The sequence below is a fragment of the Kitasatospora sp. NPDC056800 genome (genome assembly GCF_042789775.1).
Lineage (GTDB): Bacteria > Actinomycetota > Actinomycetes > Streptomycetales > Streptomycetaceae > Kitasatospora.
The window spans coordinates 1-17,354 of the sequence record NZ_JBHUAL010000207.1 but is presented as its reverse complement, the minus strand read 5'-3'; the positions used below and the strand labels follow the sequence as shown (position 1 = coordinate 17,354).

At 74.7% G+C, this 17,354-nt stretch carries 14 protein-coding genes; 8 read left to right on the top strand and 6 right to left on the bottom strand.

The window, feature by feature from the left end; translation table 11 throughout:
• The first annotated feature begins 364 nt into the window (after window positions 1-364).
• Window positions 365-1,297 (top strand): TIGR03619 family F420-dependent LLM class oxidoreductase, encoded by a 933-nt coding sequence (locus tag ACFRQN_RS33225; protein ID WP_380744086.1) that lies wholly within the window; start codon window positions 365-367, stop codon window positions 1,295-1,297.
• Between the two features lie 37 nt (window positions 1,298-1,334).
• Here the strand turns inward: ACFRQN_RS33225 and ACFRQN_RS33220 are convergent, their stop codons facing one another.
• Together ACFRQN_RS33220 and ACFRQN_RS33215 are read right to left on the bottom strand one after the other, a co-directional pair.
• Entirely contained in the window at window positions 1,335-2,813 is a 1,479-nt protein-coding gene (locus tag ACFRQN_RS33220; protein WP_380744089.1) for a carboxylesterase/lipase family protein, read from the bottom strand.
• Between the two features lie 83 nt (window positions 2,814-2,896).
• On the bottom strand, window positions 2,897-3,154 hold the full coding sequence (locus ACFRQN_RS33215; protein WP_380744084.1) for a hypothetical protein: 258 nt from the start codon (window positions 3,152-3,154) through the stop codon (window positions 2,897-2,899).
• A 380-nt stretch (window positions 3,155-3,534) separates the two neighbouring features.
• Here ACFRQN_RS33215 and ACFRQN_RS33210 point away from each other — a divergent pair, with 380 nt between their 5' ends.
• The 3 genes from ACFRQN_RS33210 to ACFRQN_RS33200 are packed head-to-tail and all read left to right on the top strand — an operon-like array spanning window position 3,535 to window position 5,541.
• Window positions 3,535-3,927 carry a cyclic-phosphate processing receiver domain-containing protein gene (locus tag ACFRQN_RS33210; protein WP_380744082.1) on the top strand — a complete coding sequence of 131 codons (393 nt, stop codon included), beginning with the start codon at window positions 3,535-3,537 and terminating at the stop codon, window positions 3,925-3,927.
• Window positions 3,924-4,736, top strand: coding sequence for a leucine-rich repeat domain-containing protein (locus ACFRQN_RS33205; RefSeq protein ID WP_380744080.1), 813 nt, complete (start codon window positions 3,924-3,926; stop codon window positions 4,734-4,736). Before ACFRQN_RS33210 ends, ACFRQN_RS33205 begins: the two co-directional genes overlap by 4 nt.
• A 58-nt stretch (window positions 4,737-4,794) precedes the next feature.
• The gene (locus tag ACFRQN_RS33200; RefSeq protein ID WP_380744078.1) at window positions 4,795-5,541 is read left to right on the top strand and encodes a hypothetical protein; all 747 of its coding nucleotides are present in this window, start codon (window positions 4,795-4,797) and stop codon (window positions 5,539-5,541) included.
• A gap of 160 nt (window positions 5,542-5,701) precedes the next feature.
• Here the strand turns inward: ACFRQN_RS33200 and ACFRQN_RS33195 are convergent, their stop codons facing one another.
• The gene (locus tag ACFRQN_RS33195) at window positions 5,702-7,891 is read right to left on the bottom strand and encodes a glycoside hydrolase domain-containing protein (RefSeq protein ID WP_380744076.1); all 2,190 of its coding nucleotides are present in this window, start codon (window positions 7,889-7,891) and stop codon (window positions 5,702-5,704) included.
• 288 nt (window positions 7,892-8,179) lie between these two features.
• On the opposite strand from ACFRQN_RS33195, the gene ACFRQN_RS33190 reads away from it, so the two are divergent.
• Window positions 8,180-9,826 (top strand): FAD-binding oxidoreductase, encoded by a 1,647-nt coding sequence (locus ACFRQN_RS33190; protein WP_380744074.1) that lies wholly within the window; start codon window positions 8,180-8,182, stop codon window positions 9,824-9,826.
• A 43-nt stretch (window positions 9,827-9,869) separates the two neighbouring features.
• On the opposite strand, the gene ACFRQN_RS33185 is transcribed toward ACFRQN_RS33190, so the two are convergent.
• A complete protein-coding gene (locus tag ACFRQN_RS33185; RefSeq protein WP_380744072.1) occupies window positions 9,870-10,904 on the bottom strand; it encodes a hypothetical protein in 1,035 nt (344 codons plus the stop codon).
• A gap of 314 nt (window positions 10,905-11,218) precedes the next feature.
• Between ACFRQN_RS33185 and ACFRQN_RS33180 the strand changes: the two genes are divergently transcribed.
• Window positions 11,219-13,948 carry a LuxR C-terminal-related transcriptional regulator gene (locus ACFRQN_RS33180; RefSeq protein ID WP_380744070.1) on the top strand — a complete coding sequence of 910 codons (2,730 nt, stop codon included), beginning with the start codon at window positions 11,219-11,221 and terminating at the stop codon, window positions 13,946-13,948.
• Here ACFRQN_RS33180 and ACFRQN_RS33175 read toward each other — a convergent pair.
• Together ACFRQN_RS33175 and ACFRQN_RS33170 are read right to left on the bottom strand one after the other, a co-directional pair.
• Window positions 13,938-14,540, bottom strand: a complete 603-nt coding sequence (locus tag ACFRQN_RS33175) for a transglutaminase domain-containing protein (RefSeq protein WP_380744068.1) — start codon at window positions 14,538-14,540, stop codon at window positions 13,938-13,940. The genes ACFRQN_RS33180 and ACFRQN_RS33175 overlap by 11 nt on opposite strands.
• Before the next feature lie 112 nt (window positions 14,541-14,652).
• Window positions 14,653-15,375, bottom strand: a complete 723-nt coding sequence (locus tag ACFRQN_RS33170; RefSeq protein ID WP_380744066.1) for a DUF4232 domain-containing protein — start codon at window positions 15,373-15,375, stop codon at window positions 14,653-14,655.
• Between the two features lie 1,029 nt (window positions 15,376-16,404).
• On the opposite strand from ACFRQN_RS33170, the gene ACFRQN_RS33165 reads away from it, so the two are divergent.
• Both ACFRQN_RS33165 and ACFRQN_RS33160 read left to right on the top strand, forming a co-directional pair.
• Window positions 16,405-16,542 (top strand): cold-shock protein, encoded by a 138-nt coding sequence (locus tag ACFRQN_RS33165; RefSeq protein ID WP_117491311.1) that lies wholly within the window; start codon window positions 16,405-16,407, stop codon window positions 16,540-16,542.
• 112 nt (window positions 16,543-16,654) lie between these two features.
• On the top strand, window positions 16,655-17,236 hold the full coding sequence (locus ACFRQN_RS33160) for a hypothetical protein (RefSeq protein WP_380744064.1): 582 nt from the start codon (window positions 16,655-16,657) through the stop codon (window positions 17,234-17,236).
• The last annotated feature ends 118 nt before the right edge of the window (window positions 17,237-17,354 follow it).

Sequence of the window (17,354 nt, the reverse complement as noted above, 5' to 3'; positions counted from 1 at the left end):
GCTACGCTGTCGGCCGGAGCTCGGCCGACAGCGCCGCTCAGCGTCGCCGCCCGCCGGGGCATAGACGCGACCGCCTCGGACCCGGCCGGACCGCCGAGCTCGCACAGCCCTCGCCGCCTGCGCACTCGGCGCCGCCTCCCTCCCCAAGCCCCTCCGCGACCAGCTGGAGGCCGCCCTCGCCGACGCCCGGGCGGTGCTCGAAGCCTCCCCTCCGGGCCCGGACCCGGTCCCGTCGGAAGGCGGCCCGTTCGGACCTCCCGCCCCGGCAGCAGGCAGCTGAACCGCGCGCGCCCTGACCGGCGCGCGTCGTGCGGACGGGGGTACAACGGCTGCGGCCGGGAGCGCGGGAAGCCAGGATCGAGCCATGGCCATTCGCTTGGGACTCGGGCTGCCGCAGATGAAGTGGTACGACCTCGCGCGTGCTCCGGCAGCGGTGGCACGGGCGGCGGAGCGGATCGGCTACGACAGCCTGTGGGTCTTCGAGCGGGTGCTGGTCCCCGAGCGGCCGCGGCAGGGCCTGTACGACGTGCCGGGGCTGGCCTGGCCGGACTCCTACCGGTCCGTCGCCCATCCGCTGGTGGTGCTCTCGCTCGCCGCCGCGGCGACGGAGCGGGCCCGGCTCGGCAGCAGCGTCCTCGTCGCGCCGCTGCACGGGCCGTTCCAGCTGGCCCGCGCCCTCGCGACGCTGGACGCGGCGAGCGGCGGCCGGGTGGTCGCGGGGCTGGGGACGGGCTGGTCGCTGGACGAGCACGCGGCGGCCGGGCACGCGCCGTTCGAGGAGCGCGGAGCCGTGCTGGACGAACTGCTGGACGTCTGCGCGGCGGTGTGGGGCCCCGACCCCGTGTCGTACCGGGGCAGGCACGCCCTGATCGACGAGGCGGAGGTCGGGCCGAAGCCCGTACGCCCCGTGCCCGTCTACCTGGCGGCGTCCGGCGGCAATGCCCTGGACCGGGTGGCCCGCCGCGCCGACGGCTGGCTGCCGACAGGCATCACGCCCGGGCAACTGGCCGTCCTGCGGCGTGAGATCGGCGAGCGAGCAGCGTTGTACGGCCGCGATGCGGGCGCGATCCAGGTCTGCGCGAGGGCGAACGTCCGGATCACCGAGGCCCCGGTGCGCGATGCCGAGCGGAAGCCCTTCGTCGGCACGGTCGAGCAGATCGTCCAGGACACGGCCGGCTACGCGGCCGCGGGGGCTGACGAGGTGCTGCTCGACCTCCAGACAAACGCGCGGGACGCCGACGAACTCGCCGATCTGGCGGCCCGGGTGCACGCGGACATCCGCGGCGCGGGGATCTGAGACCCCTGGAAGCCGCCGTCGCCCCTCCGTCAGCGGCTCACCGGACGCCTTCCCAGAGCGACCGCTCCCGGCCGCCCGGGTCCTGCCTCAGCCGGAAGGCGTCACCGGTCAGGTGCAGCACCGAACGGTCCGGGCCGTAGGGCGGCCAGTCGGGCTCCGGCCGTCCCTCGCGGGCGAAGGCGAGCCAGGCGGCGCGCATCCGGTCGGACAGCTCCTTCGGAGGCTCCGCCCCGAGGAGCGGGTCGGTGGTTCCGAAGACCAGGCCGATCTCCGCCATGTGGCAGGCGCCCAGCCGGCCGTCCAAGGCGGGCGAGGGGTGGGCGAACTCGTAGACGAAGGTCCGTGCGCCCAGGGCGGCACGGGCCTCCGCCACGCGGACGGCCGGGATGCGGTAGGAGTGGTCGGTCATCACGGCCGAGAACAGGTCCCCGGGCGTGGCCTCCGGACGGCCGGCCCGGTAGGCGGCGGCCGCCTGCGCGGCGTCGAGCCCGAACGAGGCCAGGAATCCGTGCAGGACCTCGTCCGTGATGCGGTCGGCCATGCCCAACGCGACGAGGAAGAGCCGGAATTCGTCGGTGGTCGTACCGGTGAGCAGGTCGATGTCGCGGCCCGCCCCGGCCGCGACGGCGTCGACGGGCCGGGCGCGCAGGGTCGTCCCGTCGACCACCGGCAGCACCGTGGTGCCGCCGCCGGCGGACTCGCCCCACCGGCCCGGGGCCGTGTCCCGGGCCATCTCCTGGCCGAGGGCGGCGTTGGCGGCGATCAGCCGTTCCGGGGGCACGGCTGCCAGGGCCTCCGTGGTGTGCTCGACCCCGGCGATGGCGGCCAGCCGCTCGGTGATCCGGCGCCCGGTCTCCAGGGAGTGGCAGTGGTGCCCGGCGCCGCTCTGGGTGATCGCGCGGTGGAACAGCCCCTCGGCCCGCTCCATGGTCATCAGCGCCGTGATGCTGATGGCTCCGGCCGACTGGCCGAACACCGTGACGTTGTCCGGATCGCCGCCGAACGCCGCGATGTTGTCACGGACCCACTCCAGGGCGGCTATCTGGTCCAGCAGGCCGAGGTTGGCCGTTCCGTCGGGCAGCAGCAGGAAGCCCTCGGCGCCCAGCCGGTAGTTGAGCGTGACGCACACCGCGCCGTCCGCGGCGAGCCGGGTGCCGTCGTAGCCGGGCAGCGAACCGGATCCGTTGCGGAACGCCCCGCCGTGGATCCAGACCAGGACCGGAAGACGACCGGCGGCACGCCCACGTGCGGGGGACCACACATTGAGGTTGAGACAGTCCTCCCCCGTCTCCACGGGCTCCACCAGGAGTTCGGCCATGGCGGAGGAATAGCCGGGCTGCGGCGCGGCCTGCCCCGGGCGGCCGCAGTCGCGCTCCCCCGCCCAGGGCTCGGGCGGCCGCGCCGGACGGAACCGGAGCGGCCCGAAGGGCGGTGCCGCGAACGGGATACCCAGGAAGGCCGCGACGCCTTCGCGCTCCTGGCCCCGCACCTTGCCGTACGCGGTGGAGACGGTCACGCTCGCCAAAGCAGTACCTCGCATGATGGTCGATCAGCCGACGCGTCACTCCACCACGGAACGCCCGGGAAGCGCCAAGGGATTTAGCCCCAGGTGAAGGCGCCGCAGGGAGCCGGCGGGTCCTCCGGGAGGAAGTGGGGCGGCGCGTACTGGCAGCCCCAGGGCCCGCAGTCCTGGACAGGGATCGCGAACGTACCGGGAGCCCTGGTCGGCGCGGCCGCGGCCGGCCCGGCGGGCGCCCTGGGCGCGGGAGCTGCCTGGGCCGGGACGGGAGCGCCCAGGAGGGCCAGCGCCAGCACCAGCGGGGCGGAGGAGACGAGGCAGGGGACGCTTCTGCGCATGGGAGCCTTCCTTCGGCCCGGCACCGGGTGACGCGCCGGGCGGCAAGCGGCCGCGCCTCGCCGGGCCCGTTGCCCGGGGACGCCCGCTCCGGAGACCTCCTTCCTCCCCAGGCCCGGGAGCCCCCTACGCCCGACGCAACTCGAACAGATGAACCCGCTGCGCCCGCGCCCCCTCGCGCGCCCCGGGGAAGAGCCGGTCGCCCACTTCCCCGCCACCTGGTACGGCCGCGGCCCGCCGCGCGGGCAGTCCACCCGGCACGGACACCAGGACAGCAGCTCCAAGGAGGCCCCGGCCGGGGCCAGACGTGTGCCCGGCCGCCCGCCGAGCAGCCACCCGAAACCTCGTGGCCGTCCCGCCCGCCCGCTGTGAGACTGGCCCGATGGAAGAAGCGCCCACCGCACCGACGCCCGTCGTCCTCGGCATCGACGACCTGCGACCGCTCCCCGGCGCCACACGGATCGCCCGCACCAGCCGCGAAGGCACCCGGCTCCTGGAGGAGCACCGCGACAGCGTCATCGACGAACTCTGGCTCGACCACGACCTCGGCGGCGACGACACCGTCATGCCCGTGGTGGCCCTCCTGGAAGAAGCGGCCTTCGAGGGACGGCCCTTCCGGATCGGAACGGTCTACGTCCACAGCGCCAACCCCGTCGGCTCCGCCTCCGTCGTCCGGTCGCTCACGCGCTGGAACTACCGCGTCCGGCGGGCGTCGGCCCAGGATCCGGTCGGGCCCCCACGACCCGTCGACCGAGACGCTAGTGTGAGCGGATGAGTGAGGAGCCGAAGCCGCAGGTGTTCTCGAACCGTTGGGCTGACGCCGGCGGTCCCGGCGGCCACGGTTCGCCCCGCGATCGCTGCACGTGCATCGAGCACGTCCGTACCAGGCCGCAGGGGCCGACCCGCTTCCACCGGGAACGCCAGGACACCACCGCACCGGGATGGATCCGCCTTCTCGAACTGGTCGAAGAGGCGGCGGCCGACGGACGTGAGGTCTTCAAGCCGCTCGTGGAACTCACCGCGGAACAGCGGCGCCAGGTCGTCACGCTCCCGCCGACCATCGCCAAGCTCACCTCGGTCAAGCACCTCGTGCTGTACGGCAGCAACCTGGTGCGCATCCCGCCCGAGATCGGCGCGATGCGCAGCCTTGAGGAGTTCTCCCCGTACACCTCCTACCGCCTGCACTGGTTCCCGTACGAGATCACCCGGTGTGCCGGCCTGCGTCGCAGTACGGTGAGCACCCGGGCCGTGTACGGGAACTACAAGCGGCGGCCGCCCTTCCCGCAGCTGCCGACGGCGGCCTCCGCCCGGGGCGTCGACGTCGAGGACCTCGACCCCGGTGTGTGGGGTGCCTCGGCGATCCGTACGTGCAGCGTCTGCGACCGGCGCGTCGAGGGCGTGAACCTTCGTCAGGCCTGGATCTCCCTGTGGACGTCGGGCGCCGACGTCCTGCCGCTGCTGGTCAACGCCTGTTCGACGGCGTGCATCGACGCGCTGCCGGTGCCAGCCGAGGGCTACGTCCAGGTGCCGCACGCCGGCGGGCCGGGTGTCGAGCAGCCGACGGCCGGCCGTCGGCCTCGCTGACGCGGTGCGGCCACGACCGCCGGGGGCGGGGCCCACGACGCAAGGTACGGTCCGTCACATGTCGAAACACGGACGACGGATCCGCCTGACCGCCGGGGCTGCCATAGCCTTGCTCGGCGGCGGCTTCGCGATCAACGCCTGGATGAACCGGGTTCCGGAGACCAGGGTCTACGAGGGCACCGAGGCCGGCCGGTTGCTGCTGGTCGGCTCGGACGGCCGGACCCTGACACTGAGCATCGGGTGGGGTTGTGAGAAGCAGCCCGAACTCGTGGCCCGCGAGTCCGCCGACGCGGTGAAGGTCTCCCTGCGGCACACAGTCCCCCCGGGGTTCTGCGACCCGGGTGGCATCGGACAGATCACGACCCACCTGAACAAACCGCTCGGGGCCAGGGCGCTGAACGACGCCTCCGGCAAGCCCGCCGTCCACTTCGACGAGCGCGACCTCCTCCGGCCCGTGTTCCTGCCGGAGAACTACTCCCCCTATCCCGCGGGCAGGATGGTCCACCTGCCCGGTCTGGCCCCGCTCCCGACCGACACTCCGGCCTGGGCCAGCGGGTACCGACTGGGGACGGGCCCTGAACAAGGCAATCTGATCATCAGCCAGACCCTCCGGAACAGCGCACCACCGGAGGGCCGGGCCGCCCTGGTCAAGGGCCACCCCGCGGCCATCACGCAATCCGATCCGAACGGCGGGCCCCGTTCGCTGACATGGTCGGACGGGACCTACACCTTCGTCGTCACGACCGGTGCTCCCCCGCGGCTCTCGGACGAGGAACTCGTCCGCGTCGCCGAGAATCTGCGGTGACCGACACCACGACGACGTCCGGCGGCCGTCCGTCAGGCCGACCCGGCGGAGTCGCGGCCGCTCCTTCGCCGGTCAGGGCGGAGAGGCTTCATCGAGTCGGACGCCCCCGCCTCCGGGACGTGCCGGGGGCGGGGGCGTCGGGTGCGGGGTGGGCCCGGGGTCAGCTCCGGGTGGCCACGAGCTGGCTGGAGCCGTCCGGCAGGCCCGCGATGGCGGCGCGCAGGGCCGGGAAGGTGCTCGCGCCGTACGGGCCCTGGACGGCGGCGAAGCCGGACCAGGAGCCGTTGCCGAAGCGGGTCTCGTGGTAGACGTTGCCGTCGTTGCCGACCACCGCCACCTGGGACGAGCCGTCCGGCAGGCCGGCGATGCCGACCGTCCGCGCGCCCATGGTGGGCGCACCGACGCCGGAGAGCGGGGCGAAGCCGCTCCAAGTACCGTTGGGGAAACGGGACTCGTGGTAGACGTTGCCGTCGCTGCCGATCGCCAGGACCTGCGAGGAGCCGTCCGACAGGCCCGTGATGGCCACCCGGCCGGCCGCCATCCGCGAGCTGTTCACCCCGGGGAGCGGGGCGAAGCCGCTCCAAGTGCCGTTGGGGAAACGGGACTCGTGGTAGACGTTGCCGTCGCTGCCGATCGCCAGGACCTGCGAGGAGCCGTCGGACAGGCCGGCGATGGCGACGTCCCCGGCCAGCATGCTCGGTGTGCCGACCCCGGACAACGGGGCGAAGCCGCTCCAAGTGCCGTCGGGGAAACGGGACTCGTGGTAGACGTTACCGTCACTGCCGATGCTCACCACCTGCGAGGAGCCGTCCGGCAGGCCCGCGATGGCGGCCCGGCGGGCCTGGGTGGCGGGCGTGCCGTCGTCGGGGAGTGCGGCGAAGCCGCTCCAGCTGCCGTTCGCGGCGCGGACCCCGTGGTAGAGCCGGCCGTCCAGGCCGATGCCCAGCTCCTGCGAGGAGCCTCCCGGCAGCCCGGCGATCGCGGCCTCCGAGCCGCGGAAGACGCCCGCCCCGCCCGTCAGCGGGCTGAAGCCGGGCCAGGCGCCCGAGCTCTGGCGCACGCCGAGGAAGAGCGCGGAGGACAGGGAGGGCGGGGCGCTGGTGAGCTGGATGTCGACGTAGTCCTGGTCGATCGCTATGGAGTAGCCGCCCCAGCTCTCCGGGTTCGCCGGCGAGGCGTACTGGTGGGCGCGCTGGTGGTTGGACCAGTAGCCGGCCGGTATCGACGGGTCGGCGGTGTCCTCCTTGCCGTTCCAGTTGGCGCTGAAGACGGCGTCGGGCATGGTGTAGGCGCTGTTGCCGGCGTTGGCGGCGAGGTCCTTCATGCCGGACGAGGAGCTGCTGTAGACGCCGGAGTTGTAGCCCCAGGCGTGCAGTTCGTTGGTCCAGGCGGTGAGGAAGGCGAGCACCGTGGCCGAGTACTGCGGGGTGGTGTAGCCCTCCATGTCGTAGTAGAGGATCGTGCCGGGGCCGAAGCCGAGGGCCTGGGCCTGGGCCACCGCGTCGTCGGCGGCGTTGGCGCCCTCGGTGGCGGGGTAGGCGATCTTCGGGGCCTGCACGCCGACGTACAGCGGCATGAAGGACCAGCCCGCGGACTGCTGCTGCTGGACCCAGGAGGACGTCAGGTTCGGCTGGGCGCAGCCCCGCCTGACACCGCCGATGTAGATGCCGACCGCCCGGTACGGGGAGGAGGTCATCCACGCGTTCATCGCGGCGCTGGAGGGCGCCGTGCAGGCGTCGAAGCCCTTGCCGGTGTAGTTCGTCGCCGACGCGGGCACCTGGGCCGCGGCGGCCATCGGCGCCGGTGCGGCCATGGCCCGGCTGGACGGCGCGGCGGCGGACTTGGGCGTGGCGGACTTCGCGGCGGGGGCCGTCGGGGCTGCGGCGGGCGCCGGCTCCGGTCGGTGTTCCGGCGCGGGGGTGAGCCCGGCACTGGTGATGATCCGGCGCACCAGCGGCTGGTCCGTGTCGTACGTACCGGTCACCGCGACGACGCCGTCCTCCGCGCGGATCGTCTGCGCGACCGGGTTGGAGCCCTCCCGGTCGGGCGCGGCGCCGGCGGCGGGCTCGACCAGCAGGGCCTCCGAGCGGCCGGTCAACCGCGGCGGGCAGACCTGCTGTTCGCCCGGGTGGCCGAGGTACACCGCGCGCTGGTCGAAGCGGACACAGGCCTGCGGGTCCGCGGCCAGGTCGACGACCGGCCAGGCCGTGGGCACCTGGAAGACGCGGCCCTGGTAGGTCACCTTCTTGGTGTCCGGGCTTCCGGCGGGGGCGGCTACGGCGGAGCCGGCGGCGGGCGCCGCCATGAGGACGGCCGCCGCGACGACCGCGGCGCTCCGGAGCGCTGTCATACGGGTCTTCACCCAGATATCTCCTGACACGACGAAAGGCCGCACGCCGACAGGTCGGCCGCGCGGCACGGGCACGTCACCCTATCCGCGCCCTCGGACAAGTGGTGTCGCAGGCCCCTCCGGTCCGGCCGGCCGTCCGTCGGCCGTCGCCCCGGGGCCCGTTCCCGCGCGTCGGGTCAGCCCGGCGGACAGGACACGTTCTGTTCTCAACTCCGGTCGCGTGTGGGACCGTTGGCAGCGGTAGTCGTCACGGAGAGACCCGGATCGCGGGGGAACGGGGTGGTGGACATGACGGACCGACCGGGCCCGTACGGACCGAACCGCCGGGGCCTGCTCGCCTCGGCCGGCGCCCTGCTGGCCGGCGGCGCGGCCTCGGGCCTGCCGGGGGCCGCGGGGTCCGCCGGAGGAGCCGCCCCGGCGAAGGCCCCGGGCCGGAGCTCGGCGGTGATCCGGCGGGGCGACCCCCGGTACGCGAGCCTGCTGCGGGGCGACAACTTCCGCTTCGCCGGCGACCCGGACGAGAAACGGGTCGCCGCCACCACCGAGGACGTCGTACGCGCCGTCACGGAGGCGCTGCGCTCCGGGCGGAGGATCGCGCCGCGCAGCGGCGGCCACTGCTTCGAGGACTTCACCGCCGATCCGGGCGTCCGCCTGCTGCTGGACCTCTCCCCCATGGACGCGGTCGGCTACGACCCGGAGCGGCGGGCGTTCGCCGTCCGGCCCGGCGCCACGCTCGGGCGGGTGTACCGGGCGCTGTTCACGGGCTGGGGCGTGACGGTCCCGGCGGGCGCGTGCCCCGAGGTGGGCGCCGGCGGGCACTTCGCCGGTGGCGGGTACGGGCCGCTCTCGCGCCGCTACGGCTCGGTGGTGGACCACCTCCACGGCGTGGAGGTGGTGGTGGCGGACCGGGCCGACCGAGCACGGACGGTGGTCGCCACCCGTGAGCCGGACGACCCGCACCGGGACCTGTGGTGGGCCCACACCGGCGGTGGCGGCGGCAACTTCGGCGTGGTCACCCGCTACTGGCTGCGCTCCCCGGACGCGACGGGCGACGACCCGTCCCGACTGCTGCCGCCCTCGCCCCGCGAGCTGAAGGGCTACCAGGCTGTCTGGGCCTGGGACGAGCGGATGACGGAACAGGCGTTCACCACCCTGCTGCGCAATTTCGGCACCTGGCACGAGCATCACAGCGAGCCGGGCTCCCCGTACGCGGGCCTGTACGCCATCCTCTCGGTGGCCCGTCGCGGCGGCGGCCCGATCACGATGTTCGTGCAGGCCGACGCCGCCGTCCCCGACCTGGACCGGATGGTGGCCGAGCTCGTGTCCGCGGTCGGCGCGGGCACCGGCGTCGAACCCGCCGTCGACCACCGGACCGTACCGTGGCTGCACGCCCTCACCTGGCCGGGCGCGGGAGCGGCCGGGGACATGTTCAGCCGGCGCTACAAGCTCAAGGCAGCGTACCTGCGCCGCTCGTACACCGACGCCCAACTCGCCACCGCCTACGGCTGGTTGACGGACGGCGCCGCCGTCTCGCACGGCGGTCTGCTGTTCGTCGGCTACGGCGGCCAGGTGAACGCGGTGGCGCCGGGGGCGACCGCGACCGCCCAGCGGGACGCGGTGATGAAGGTCGTCTACCAGACGGTGTGGACGGACGAGCGGGAGGACGCGGCGAACCTCGCCTGGGTGCGGGGGTTCTACCGCGCGATGTACGCGGACACCGGCGGCGTGCCGGTGCCCGGCGAGGTCAGCGACGGCTCCTACATCAACTACCCCGACGCCGACCTCGCCGACCCGACCTGGAACCGCTCCGGCGTCCCCTGGCACACCCTCTACTACAAGGACGGCTACCCGCGGCTCCAGGCCGTGAAGGCCCGCTGGGACCCGTACGGGCTCTTCCGGCACACCCTCTCCGTCGAGCCCCGGCCGGCCCCGTGACGCCGCTCCGGAACAGCCGGGTCCCGGAGGGGCGAACGGCGGGTCAGCGGACGGTCACCTGCCAGGCGCTGTAGGCCGTGGCCATGCGGCCGGCGATGCCGGGGCAGTAGTAGGTCGACGGGTTCATGGTCGCGGCGGGGAAGACGGTCGAGTTGGAGGGGCCTGCGTCGCTCCAGGCGCCGGTGGCGGGGGTGCGGACCTTCAGCCCGGTGGTCTCGACGACCCGTCCGCTCAGGTCCTGGCAGACGCCCACGTTGCCGGAGGCCGTCCGGTCGGAGTAGTACTCGAACATGTCCCAGCCGTAGTCGAGGCCGGTCTGGTCGGTGCCCCGGCTGGTGAAGAACGGGTCCCAGGTGCTGGTGGCGACGTTGTAGAGGGAGGCGCTCCAGGTGTTGGTCCGGGCGTCGGTGAGCTGGACCTGGACGCTGTAGGCGGAGCGGCCGTTCACGGTGGCGCCGTACTTCCGGAGGAAGGCGGCGTCGATGTCGACGGTCGCGCCGACCGCCTGGGAGGGGTCGGTGGTGCACCAGTCCCAGGCCCATATCTGGGCGCTGTCCCGGGTGTGGACGGTGACCATCTCGATGCAGGAGTTGCTGCGCGGCTTGGTGGTGGGGGCGTAGAGGAAGTCGTTGGCGCCACTCAGGCGCAGCGCGTCGTCGAGGGTGTGGGTGGCGATGACGGCGTCGTAGCCGGTGTTGCCGTTGGGGCCCAGCTCGGTGCCCCACCACCGGTGGGCCTGGGCGGCGATCGGTGCCGGGGCGGTGCGGTTCGTGGCCGTCTCCGAGGGCCGCGCCTCCGTGGCGAGGCCCGCGCGCAGCTCGCGGAACCGCTGGACGGCGGGCCGGTCCTGCGGCCTGATGCCGGCGTCGCCGAGGACGCGGCCGGACACGGGGGCGCCCGTCGGTGCGTCGGCCCACGGGGCGGCCGGGTGGGCGGCGTGGGCCGGGGCCGACGCCGGGACCGGGGCCGCCTGGGCGCCAGGTGCGAGGACGGTACCTGCGACGACGAGGGCGCACGCGCCGGCGGCCGCGGCCGCGGTCCTCAGTACGGACGAACGGCGCGATAGTGTCGTGCTCATGACACTCCTAGGTATGGGGGAACCCGAGGGGGGTGGCAGCCGCCGCCCGCCGAGGAGCGGATCGGATGCGCGGGGAGATCCGGTCACTGGCGAACGGAGCGGGTGGCCATCAGCGTGGGCCAGGCCCCGGCACGACACAATCCGGCTGCCGGAAGTACCCATACTCAATCAATCCACCTGGCCTGAACGCCGGTTGCCCACCCGGGCGTCCGAACCCCGAACCGCGGGCATCCTCACGATCGGGCCCGGCGGGCGGGCGCAGCCCCGTACGCACCGCCAGGACGTACGCACCGTCAGGACGAGCGGAGGCGAGCGTGAGCGACCCCTGGAAGGCCGTGCTCCACGGTTCCCTCGCCGACCCGGCCCGCCCCGGGACGGTCCTGCTGGTGGAGGGCCCGGCCGGCACCGGCAAGTCGCACCTCGTGGCAGGGCTCCGCCGCCGACACCCGGCCGGCTCCGGCTGCCTGACCCTGACCTGCCCCGGCCCGTCCGACGACGACGACGCACAGCACGCCCTCGACGCCCTCACCCGCGCCTTCGGCGACCCGACCCGGACCGCCGTCCCGACCCTGCTGGTCGTGGAGGACGTCCACCGGGCCGACGAACGCACCAGGTGCCGGATCCGGCACCTGGCCCGCATGCTCCCGAACGGCTGCGCCCTGGTGCTCACCTGGCGGCCCGAGAACCTTCCGGCCGACCGGCCCCTGCTGGGCGAGCCGCTCACCTGCCCGCCCGGCACCGCCGTCCTCCGGATCCGGACCGGTCCGCTCCCGGCCGCGGCGGCACGGGAGTTGGCCGAACGGACCCTGGGCACCCGGTGCCCGGACGATGTGATCGAGCGGCTGTACGCGGTCACCGGCGGCGTCGCCCAGGTGCTCGTGGACGTCCTGCCCGTCCTGGCCGGCACCGTCCTGGCGGGCACTGCCCCGGACGGCCCGACCGTGGACGCCGTCGAGGCGCTGGAGGCCCCACCACGCCTGGCCGAGACCGTACTGCGCCGACTCGCCCACCTCCCGTCGGACGCCCGGCGGTTGGCGCACGCCGCGGCGGTGCTGGGCGAACCGGCCTCCGAAGCCGAACTGGCAGCCCTGACCGACCTGACGGCGGAGACGGCGCGCGGCATGCTCCTCGCCGCCCTCACCGCGGCCGTGCTGACCGACCTCGGCCCCCGGCGGTACGGCTTCCGCGTGCCGCTCGCCGCCCGGGCCGTGACCGCGAGCCTCCCCGCCCCCGAACGCGCCGACCTGCACCACCGGGCGGCGCAGGTGCTGAGACGGCGCGCCGACGTCCCCTGGCCGCAGGTCGCCGGGCACCTCCTGGCGGCAGGGGTCCGCCGCGGCCTGGTCCGGGCCGCCGAGCGCGCCGCCGAGACCCACGCCGCCGCCGGACGGCACCGCGAGGCCGCCCGGCTCCTCCAGGACCTGCTCGCCGACCGCCGGATCCCCGGCCCCGCCCGCGCGAGGCTCGCCACGGCGGCTCTGCGCCGCATCGCCGGGTTCACCCTCCAGGACGCCGGCGCCCTGCTCGACACCCTCACCGGCGCCCCGCTCCTGCCCGGCCCGCTGCGCGCCCAGGCCCGGGTACTGCAGGGGCTGTCGCTGTGCACCCCGACGACACCAGACCACGACGGCTGGCTGCACCTGGAGCGCGCCGCCAGGACCCTCCCCGACGAACCCGGCCTCGCCGCCCGCGTCCTGGCCGCGATGTCCATGCCGCACTGGCCCGGCATCCCGCTCGCCGAGCACCGGCAGTGCGCGGAACGAGCCGGCGCCGCGCTGGCGGGCACCACCGACCCCGTTCTGCGGGCCGCCGTCAACGCCAACCTCGTCGGGCTGCTCCTGACCCTCGGCGACCCCGGGGCCGAACAGGCGCTCCCGGCCCGGCCGTTGGGGGAGGACGAGGGCAACGGTGACGCCGCGTCGGCCGGTCACCGGGCCCGCGCCCTGTGCAACGCCGCCGACGCCACCCTGTGGCTCGGCCGCTACCACGACAGCCGGGCTTTCCTCGAACGCGGCGCGGCCCTGGCCGGACGCCACCACGCCGGCCCCCACGTCGCCCACGGCATCCGCAGCATCCGGCTGCTCCTCGACTGGGCCACCGGCCGCTGGACGGGCCTCGCCGACCGGGCCGCCGACCTGGTCGCGGACACCGCGCGAACCCCGGTGCTCGGCCACGAGGCACGAACCGTCCTCGCCGCGCTGTGCCTCGCCCGCGGCGAGTGGTCCCAGTGCCGGGCCTGGCTGGCCGGCGGCCTGGCGCCGCACCCGGACCAGCAGTTGGCGCCGGTGGCGGCGCTCTCCTCGACCGTACTCGTCCGGCTGGCCCTGGCCCGCGGCGACCACGACGACGCCAGAACGCACGCGACGCAGGCCTGGGGACGGCTGCGGAGCAAGGGCATCTGGGCCTGGGCTGCGGAACTGGCGCCCTGGGCCGTCACGGCGGCGCTGAGCACCAGCGACCCCGCCGCGGCCCGGACGATGGCCCGGGACCTCCGCACGGCCCCCGCCGCGCCGCACCTGCCCCTCGCGGCGGCCGCCCGACAGTGGTGCCGCGCCACCCTGGCCGAGCACGACGGGGACCTCGCGCGCGCCGCCGACGGCTACCGCGCCGCCGCGGACGCCTACGCCGCGCTGCCCCGCCCGTACATGGCCGCCCTGGCGGCGGAGGCAGCGGCCCGCTGCGCCACGGCCGCGGGCGAAGGCGAGGACGCCGACCGCGACACCGTCGACCGGCTCACCGAAGCCCTCCTCGTCCTGACCGGGCTCGGCGCCACCCACGACGCCGCCCGCGTCCGCTCCCGCCTGCGCGCCCTCGCACCCCCGCGCCGAGGCCGGCCCGCCCATCCCGGGCTCTCCCCGCGCGAACGGGAGGTCGCCGAACTCGCGGCCGGAGGCCTGACCAACAGTCAGATCGCGGCCGCACTGCACCTGTCCACCAGAACCGTCGAGAACCACGTGGCCAGGGTGCTGCGCAAGCTGTCCGCGCCGTCCCGCCGGGACCTCCCCGCGAGGCTCTGGCGCGCGCCTCGGCCGATCAGGCCCTGAGCCGCCCGGTCGACCCGCCGTCGACCGGCAGCTCTCCCGGGAGGTAGCCGTAGCCGGCGCGGCCCGGCACCGCCTCGGCGAGGGCCCGGACCAGCGCGGCCGGCGGCGCCGCGAAGACCGCGGGGTAGTCGCACTCCCCCAGCTCCGGCCGCACCGGCCAGGCCAGCCGTTCCCGCTCCAGGTCGTACCGCGCGTCGACGCCCTCGCGGTTGCCCCGGGCGTCCAGGCGGGCCCAACGGCCGTTCAGGTGCACGGCGTTGAGGGCGTGCAGCACGAAGTCGCCCTCGCCGTCCGTCAGTCGCTGGTAGCACAGGCCCGTCGGCACGCCCTGCGCTCGCAGCAGCGCCGCCAGCAGGTGGGCCTTGCCGTGGCAGATCGCGTTGCCCGCGGCCAGCACCTCCGAGGCGCGGAACGCCCCGCTGTAGGCGCCCGCGTCGGCGGAGTGCCGGACCTCGTCGCGGACGTGCTGGAAGGCCGCCTCGGGGGTGGCCAACTCGGCGGCCAACCGCAGCAGTTGCGGGTCCTGGTGGTCGATGACCCCGTCCGCCACGAGGTAGGCGGCGAGGTCGTCGGTCTCCGGTTGCAGGATCATGCCGCCCATCGTGCCCCGCCCCACGGGCCGCACGGGCGGAATTCCAGCCCGTGGACAGGGCCTGGGGCCCGGGAGCGGGCGGCCGGAAGCGGCTTCGGACGTACGGCCGGGGCTACTTGGGGGCGGCGGTCATGGAGGCGACCGCGTCCGCCACGCTGCCCCGGTAGTTGCCCATCTTGGGGTTCAGGACGTGGGCCCCGGCGGGGAGCGGGAAGTTGCGGGTGTTCGCGAGGGGCATGTTGGTGCCCTCGCCGTCGACCAGCACGTTGATCTCGTTGATGCCGGGGGCGGTGCCGGTGGTGGCGCCGCTCGGGTCGAGGTCGATCACCGCGTAGGCGCTCCGGCCCGCCGGGACCGGGAACCGCTCCGTGCCGCTGGCGAGCACCGGCTTGAGGTTCTTGCTCTGGTCCCGGGCGGCCGAGTCGCCCAGGTCGACGCTCGGGGAGGAGCTCAGGCTGCAGGCCTTCGCGCCGGTGTTTCGCACCTCGATCACCCACTGGTTGGCCGCCCCGGCGCGCGCCGACGCGTTGATCGCGAGGCTCTGGATGTCGCACGGCTGGGCGGCGGCACTCCCGCCGGCGGCCCCGCCACCGCTCGACGGGCTCGCACCGGCCGGCGTGTGCGCGGCGGTGGGCGCCGCCGAGCCGGCGGGAGCCGGTGCACCCGGAGCCGGTGCAGTCGCCGAGGGAGCACCGGCGGCCGCCTTGGTGGGCGCGGAGCTCGCCGAGCCGGCGGGCGCGTCGGTGTTCTCAGGTCCGCAGGCGGTCAACGCGAGCCCCGCCCCGACGACGAGGACGGCGGAGACGAACAGCGGGCGACGGCGACGGACGGACATGGTGGCTCCCCGATGGCGATGTGGACTGCTTGATCGAACACACCACAGGACGGCCGGACGACGGCTTTCGGTGCCATCCGCAGCGTCACAATCGTCAGGACATGACAGGGACTGGACTGTGACACTCGGTCAGCCACAAGGCAGTTGACGGCACCCCTGGCCTGCCGGTATGCCCGGCCTCCCAGCCCGGCCCGGGTGCGGCGTATCCGCGGGAGCACTCCGGCCCGGGCCACCGGGGTTCCCATTCGCCTCACAGCACATGCGTCGGGGGACTCCCGTTGTGACGATGTCCCCATGAACCAGATCTAACGAACGGATAGGCGAATGGCAGCCTCGGGCTCTGTGACACGGCGTACGGCAGGTCGGCGTCCACCGCTGCGGCGCGCGGTGGTGCCGCTCGGGGCGATCGCCCTGGTCGTGGCACTGGCCGCTCCCGCCGCCGCGGCGGAACCGGCGAACGACGGGGTGGAGATCGCCACCGCGAGCACGTCCGGCCGTGTCCTGACCTGGACCGGCAGCTACTCCTGCGAGACGTCCATGCTGATCGCCGGCATCACGGTCACCGCCACGGACACCACCGGCGGCTCCGGCTCGCAGACCATCCCGGTGAGCTGCCTGGACGGTTCCACCGGCCAGCCGGTCAGAGGTCAGGCGGTCAGCGGCCGCGTCGACAACGGGCTCCTGAGATCGGGCGGCGACTGGGGCGACGACATCACGGTGACCATCACCCTGAACAGCGCACTCGGCACCGCGCTGGGCTACGACCGGATCACGCTGCTCGACAACCAGGTGGGCGAGGTCTCCCTCGACGGCGCGACCCCGGACCAGAGCGGAAACCTGGCGGTCACCGGCGGGTTCACCTGCCCGGCCGCCGGCACCGGCACCATCACCGCCGACGAGAGCGCCCCGTTCCAGAGCCCCGTCCTGGCGACCGGCTCGCTGCCCCTCAGCTGCTCCGCGCCCGGAGCCCAGGCGACCTTCACCTTCCCCACCGCGAGCACCAGCCCCCGCGGCCGGGCCACGGGCACGGTGAAGTGGTTCAACTCCGAGAAGGGCTTCGGCTTCATCACCCCGGACAGCTCGACCGCCGACGTCTTCGTCCACTTCAGCGGCGCCACGGGAGGGACCCCCGGGAGCCTGGACGCCGAGCAGCGGGTGACCTTCTAACCGGCCCGCGTCTCCCGCCGACCTCCGGCCGGTCGCACCTGCCGGACAGGCCCGGTACCCCGGGGGCGTACAGAGCGCCTCCGCTCCGGTCCGACGAAGAAAGGGAACCCGCATGTCCGTACGTCGAAGCGCCCTGACCGTGTCCGCCGTCCTCGCCGCGCTGGCCACCGGCGTGGCACCGGCCGCCGATGCCGCCCCGGCAACCGCCTCGGAGATCCTGAACTGCACCGTGAACGCCGCCGTCACCTTCGACCCGGCGTTGTCGGACGGCCCGGAGGCCACCACCGTGACGATCGGGGGGACGGCGACCGGGTGCACCGACTCCCAGAGCGGCCCGACGGCTGTGGTGGGCGGCACCGTCACGGCGACGCTCACGTTCGGCACGCTCAGCTGCAACCCGCTCACGGTGCCGGCGCTGGTCCCGGGCTCCACGGCGACCTTCACCTGGAACCTGCAGAACGGGACGCATGCCAGCAGCACCATCACCGACATCGCCGTCGTCGAGGTCGACGGCGCCGGCACCCTCACCGGAACCGTCACCGGCTCCTCCTCCCGCCTCGCCGGGGAGACCCTGACCGCGGTCCTGAACATCGACAGCGACCAGCCGATCATCGACAACTGCATCGACGTCCTGGCAGGCATTGGCCAGCCAATCGCCCACTCGACCCTCACCGCCGCCACCGCCTTCAGCTGACCCCGCGCCACACCGGCCCCGGGCCCCGCGCGGTTCCGCCCACGGCGGGCATCGCGGCACGCCGAAGTCCGACGGATGCCGCACGGGCCGACCGGTCTGCCGTTTCCCGGGAAACGGC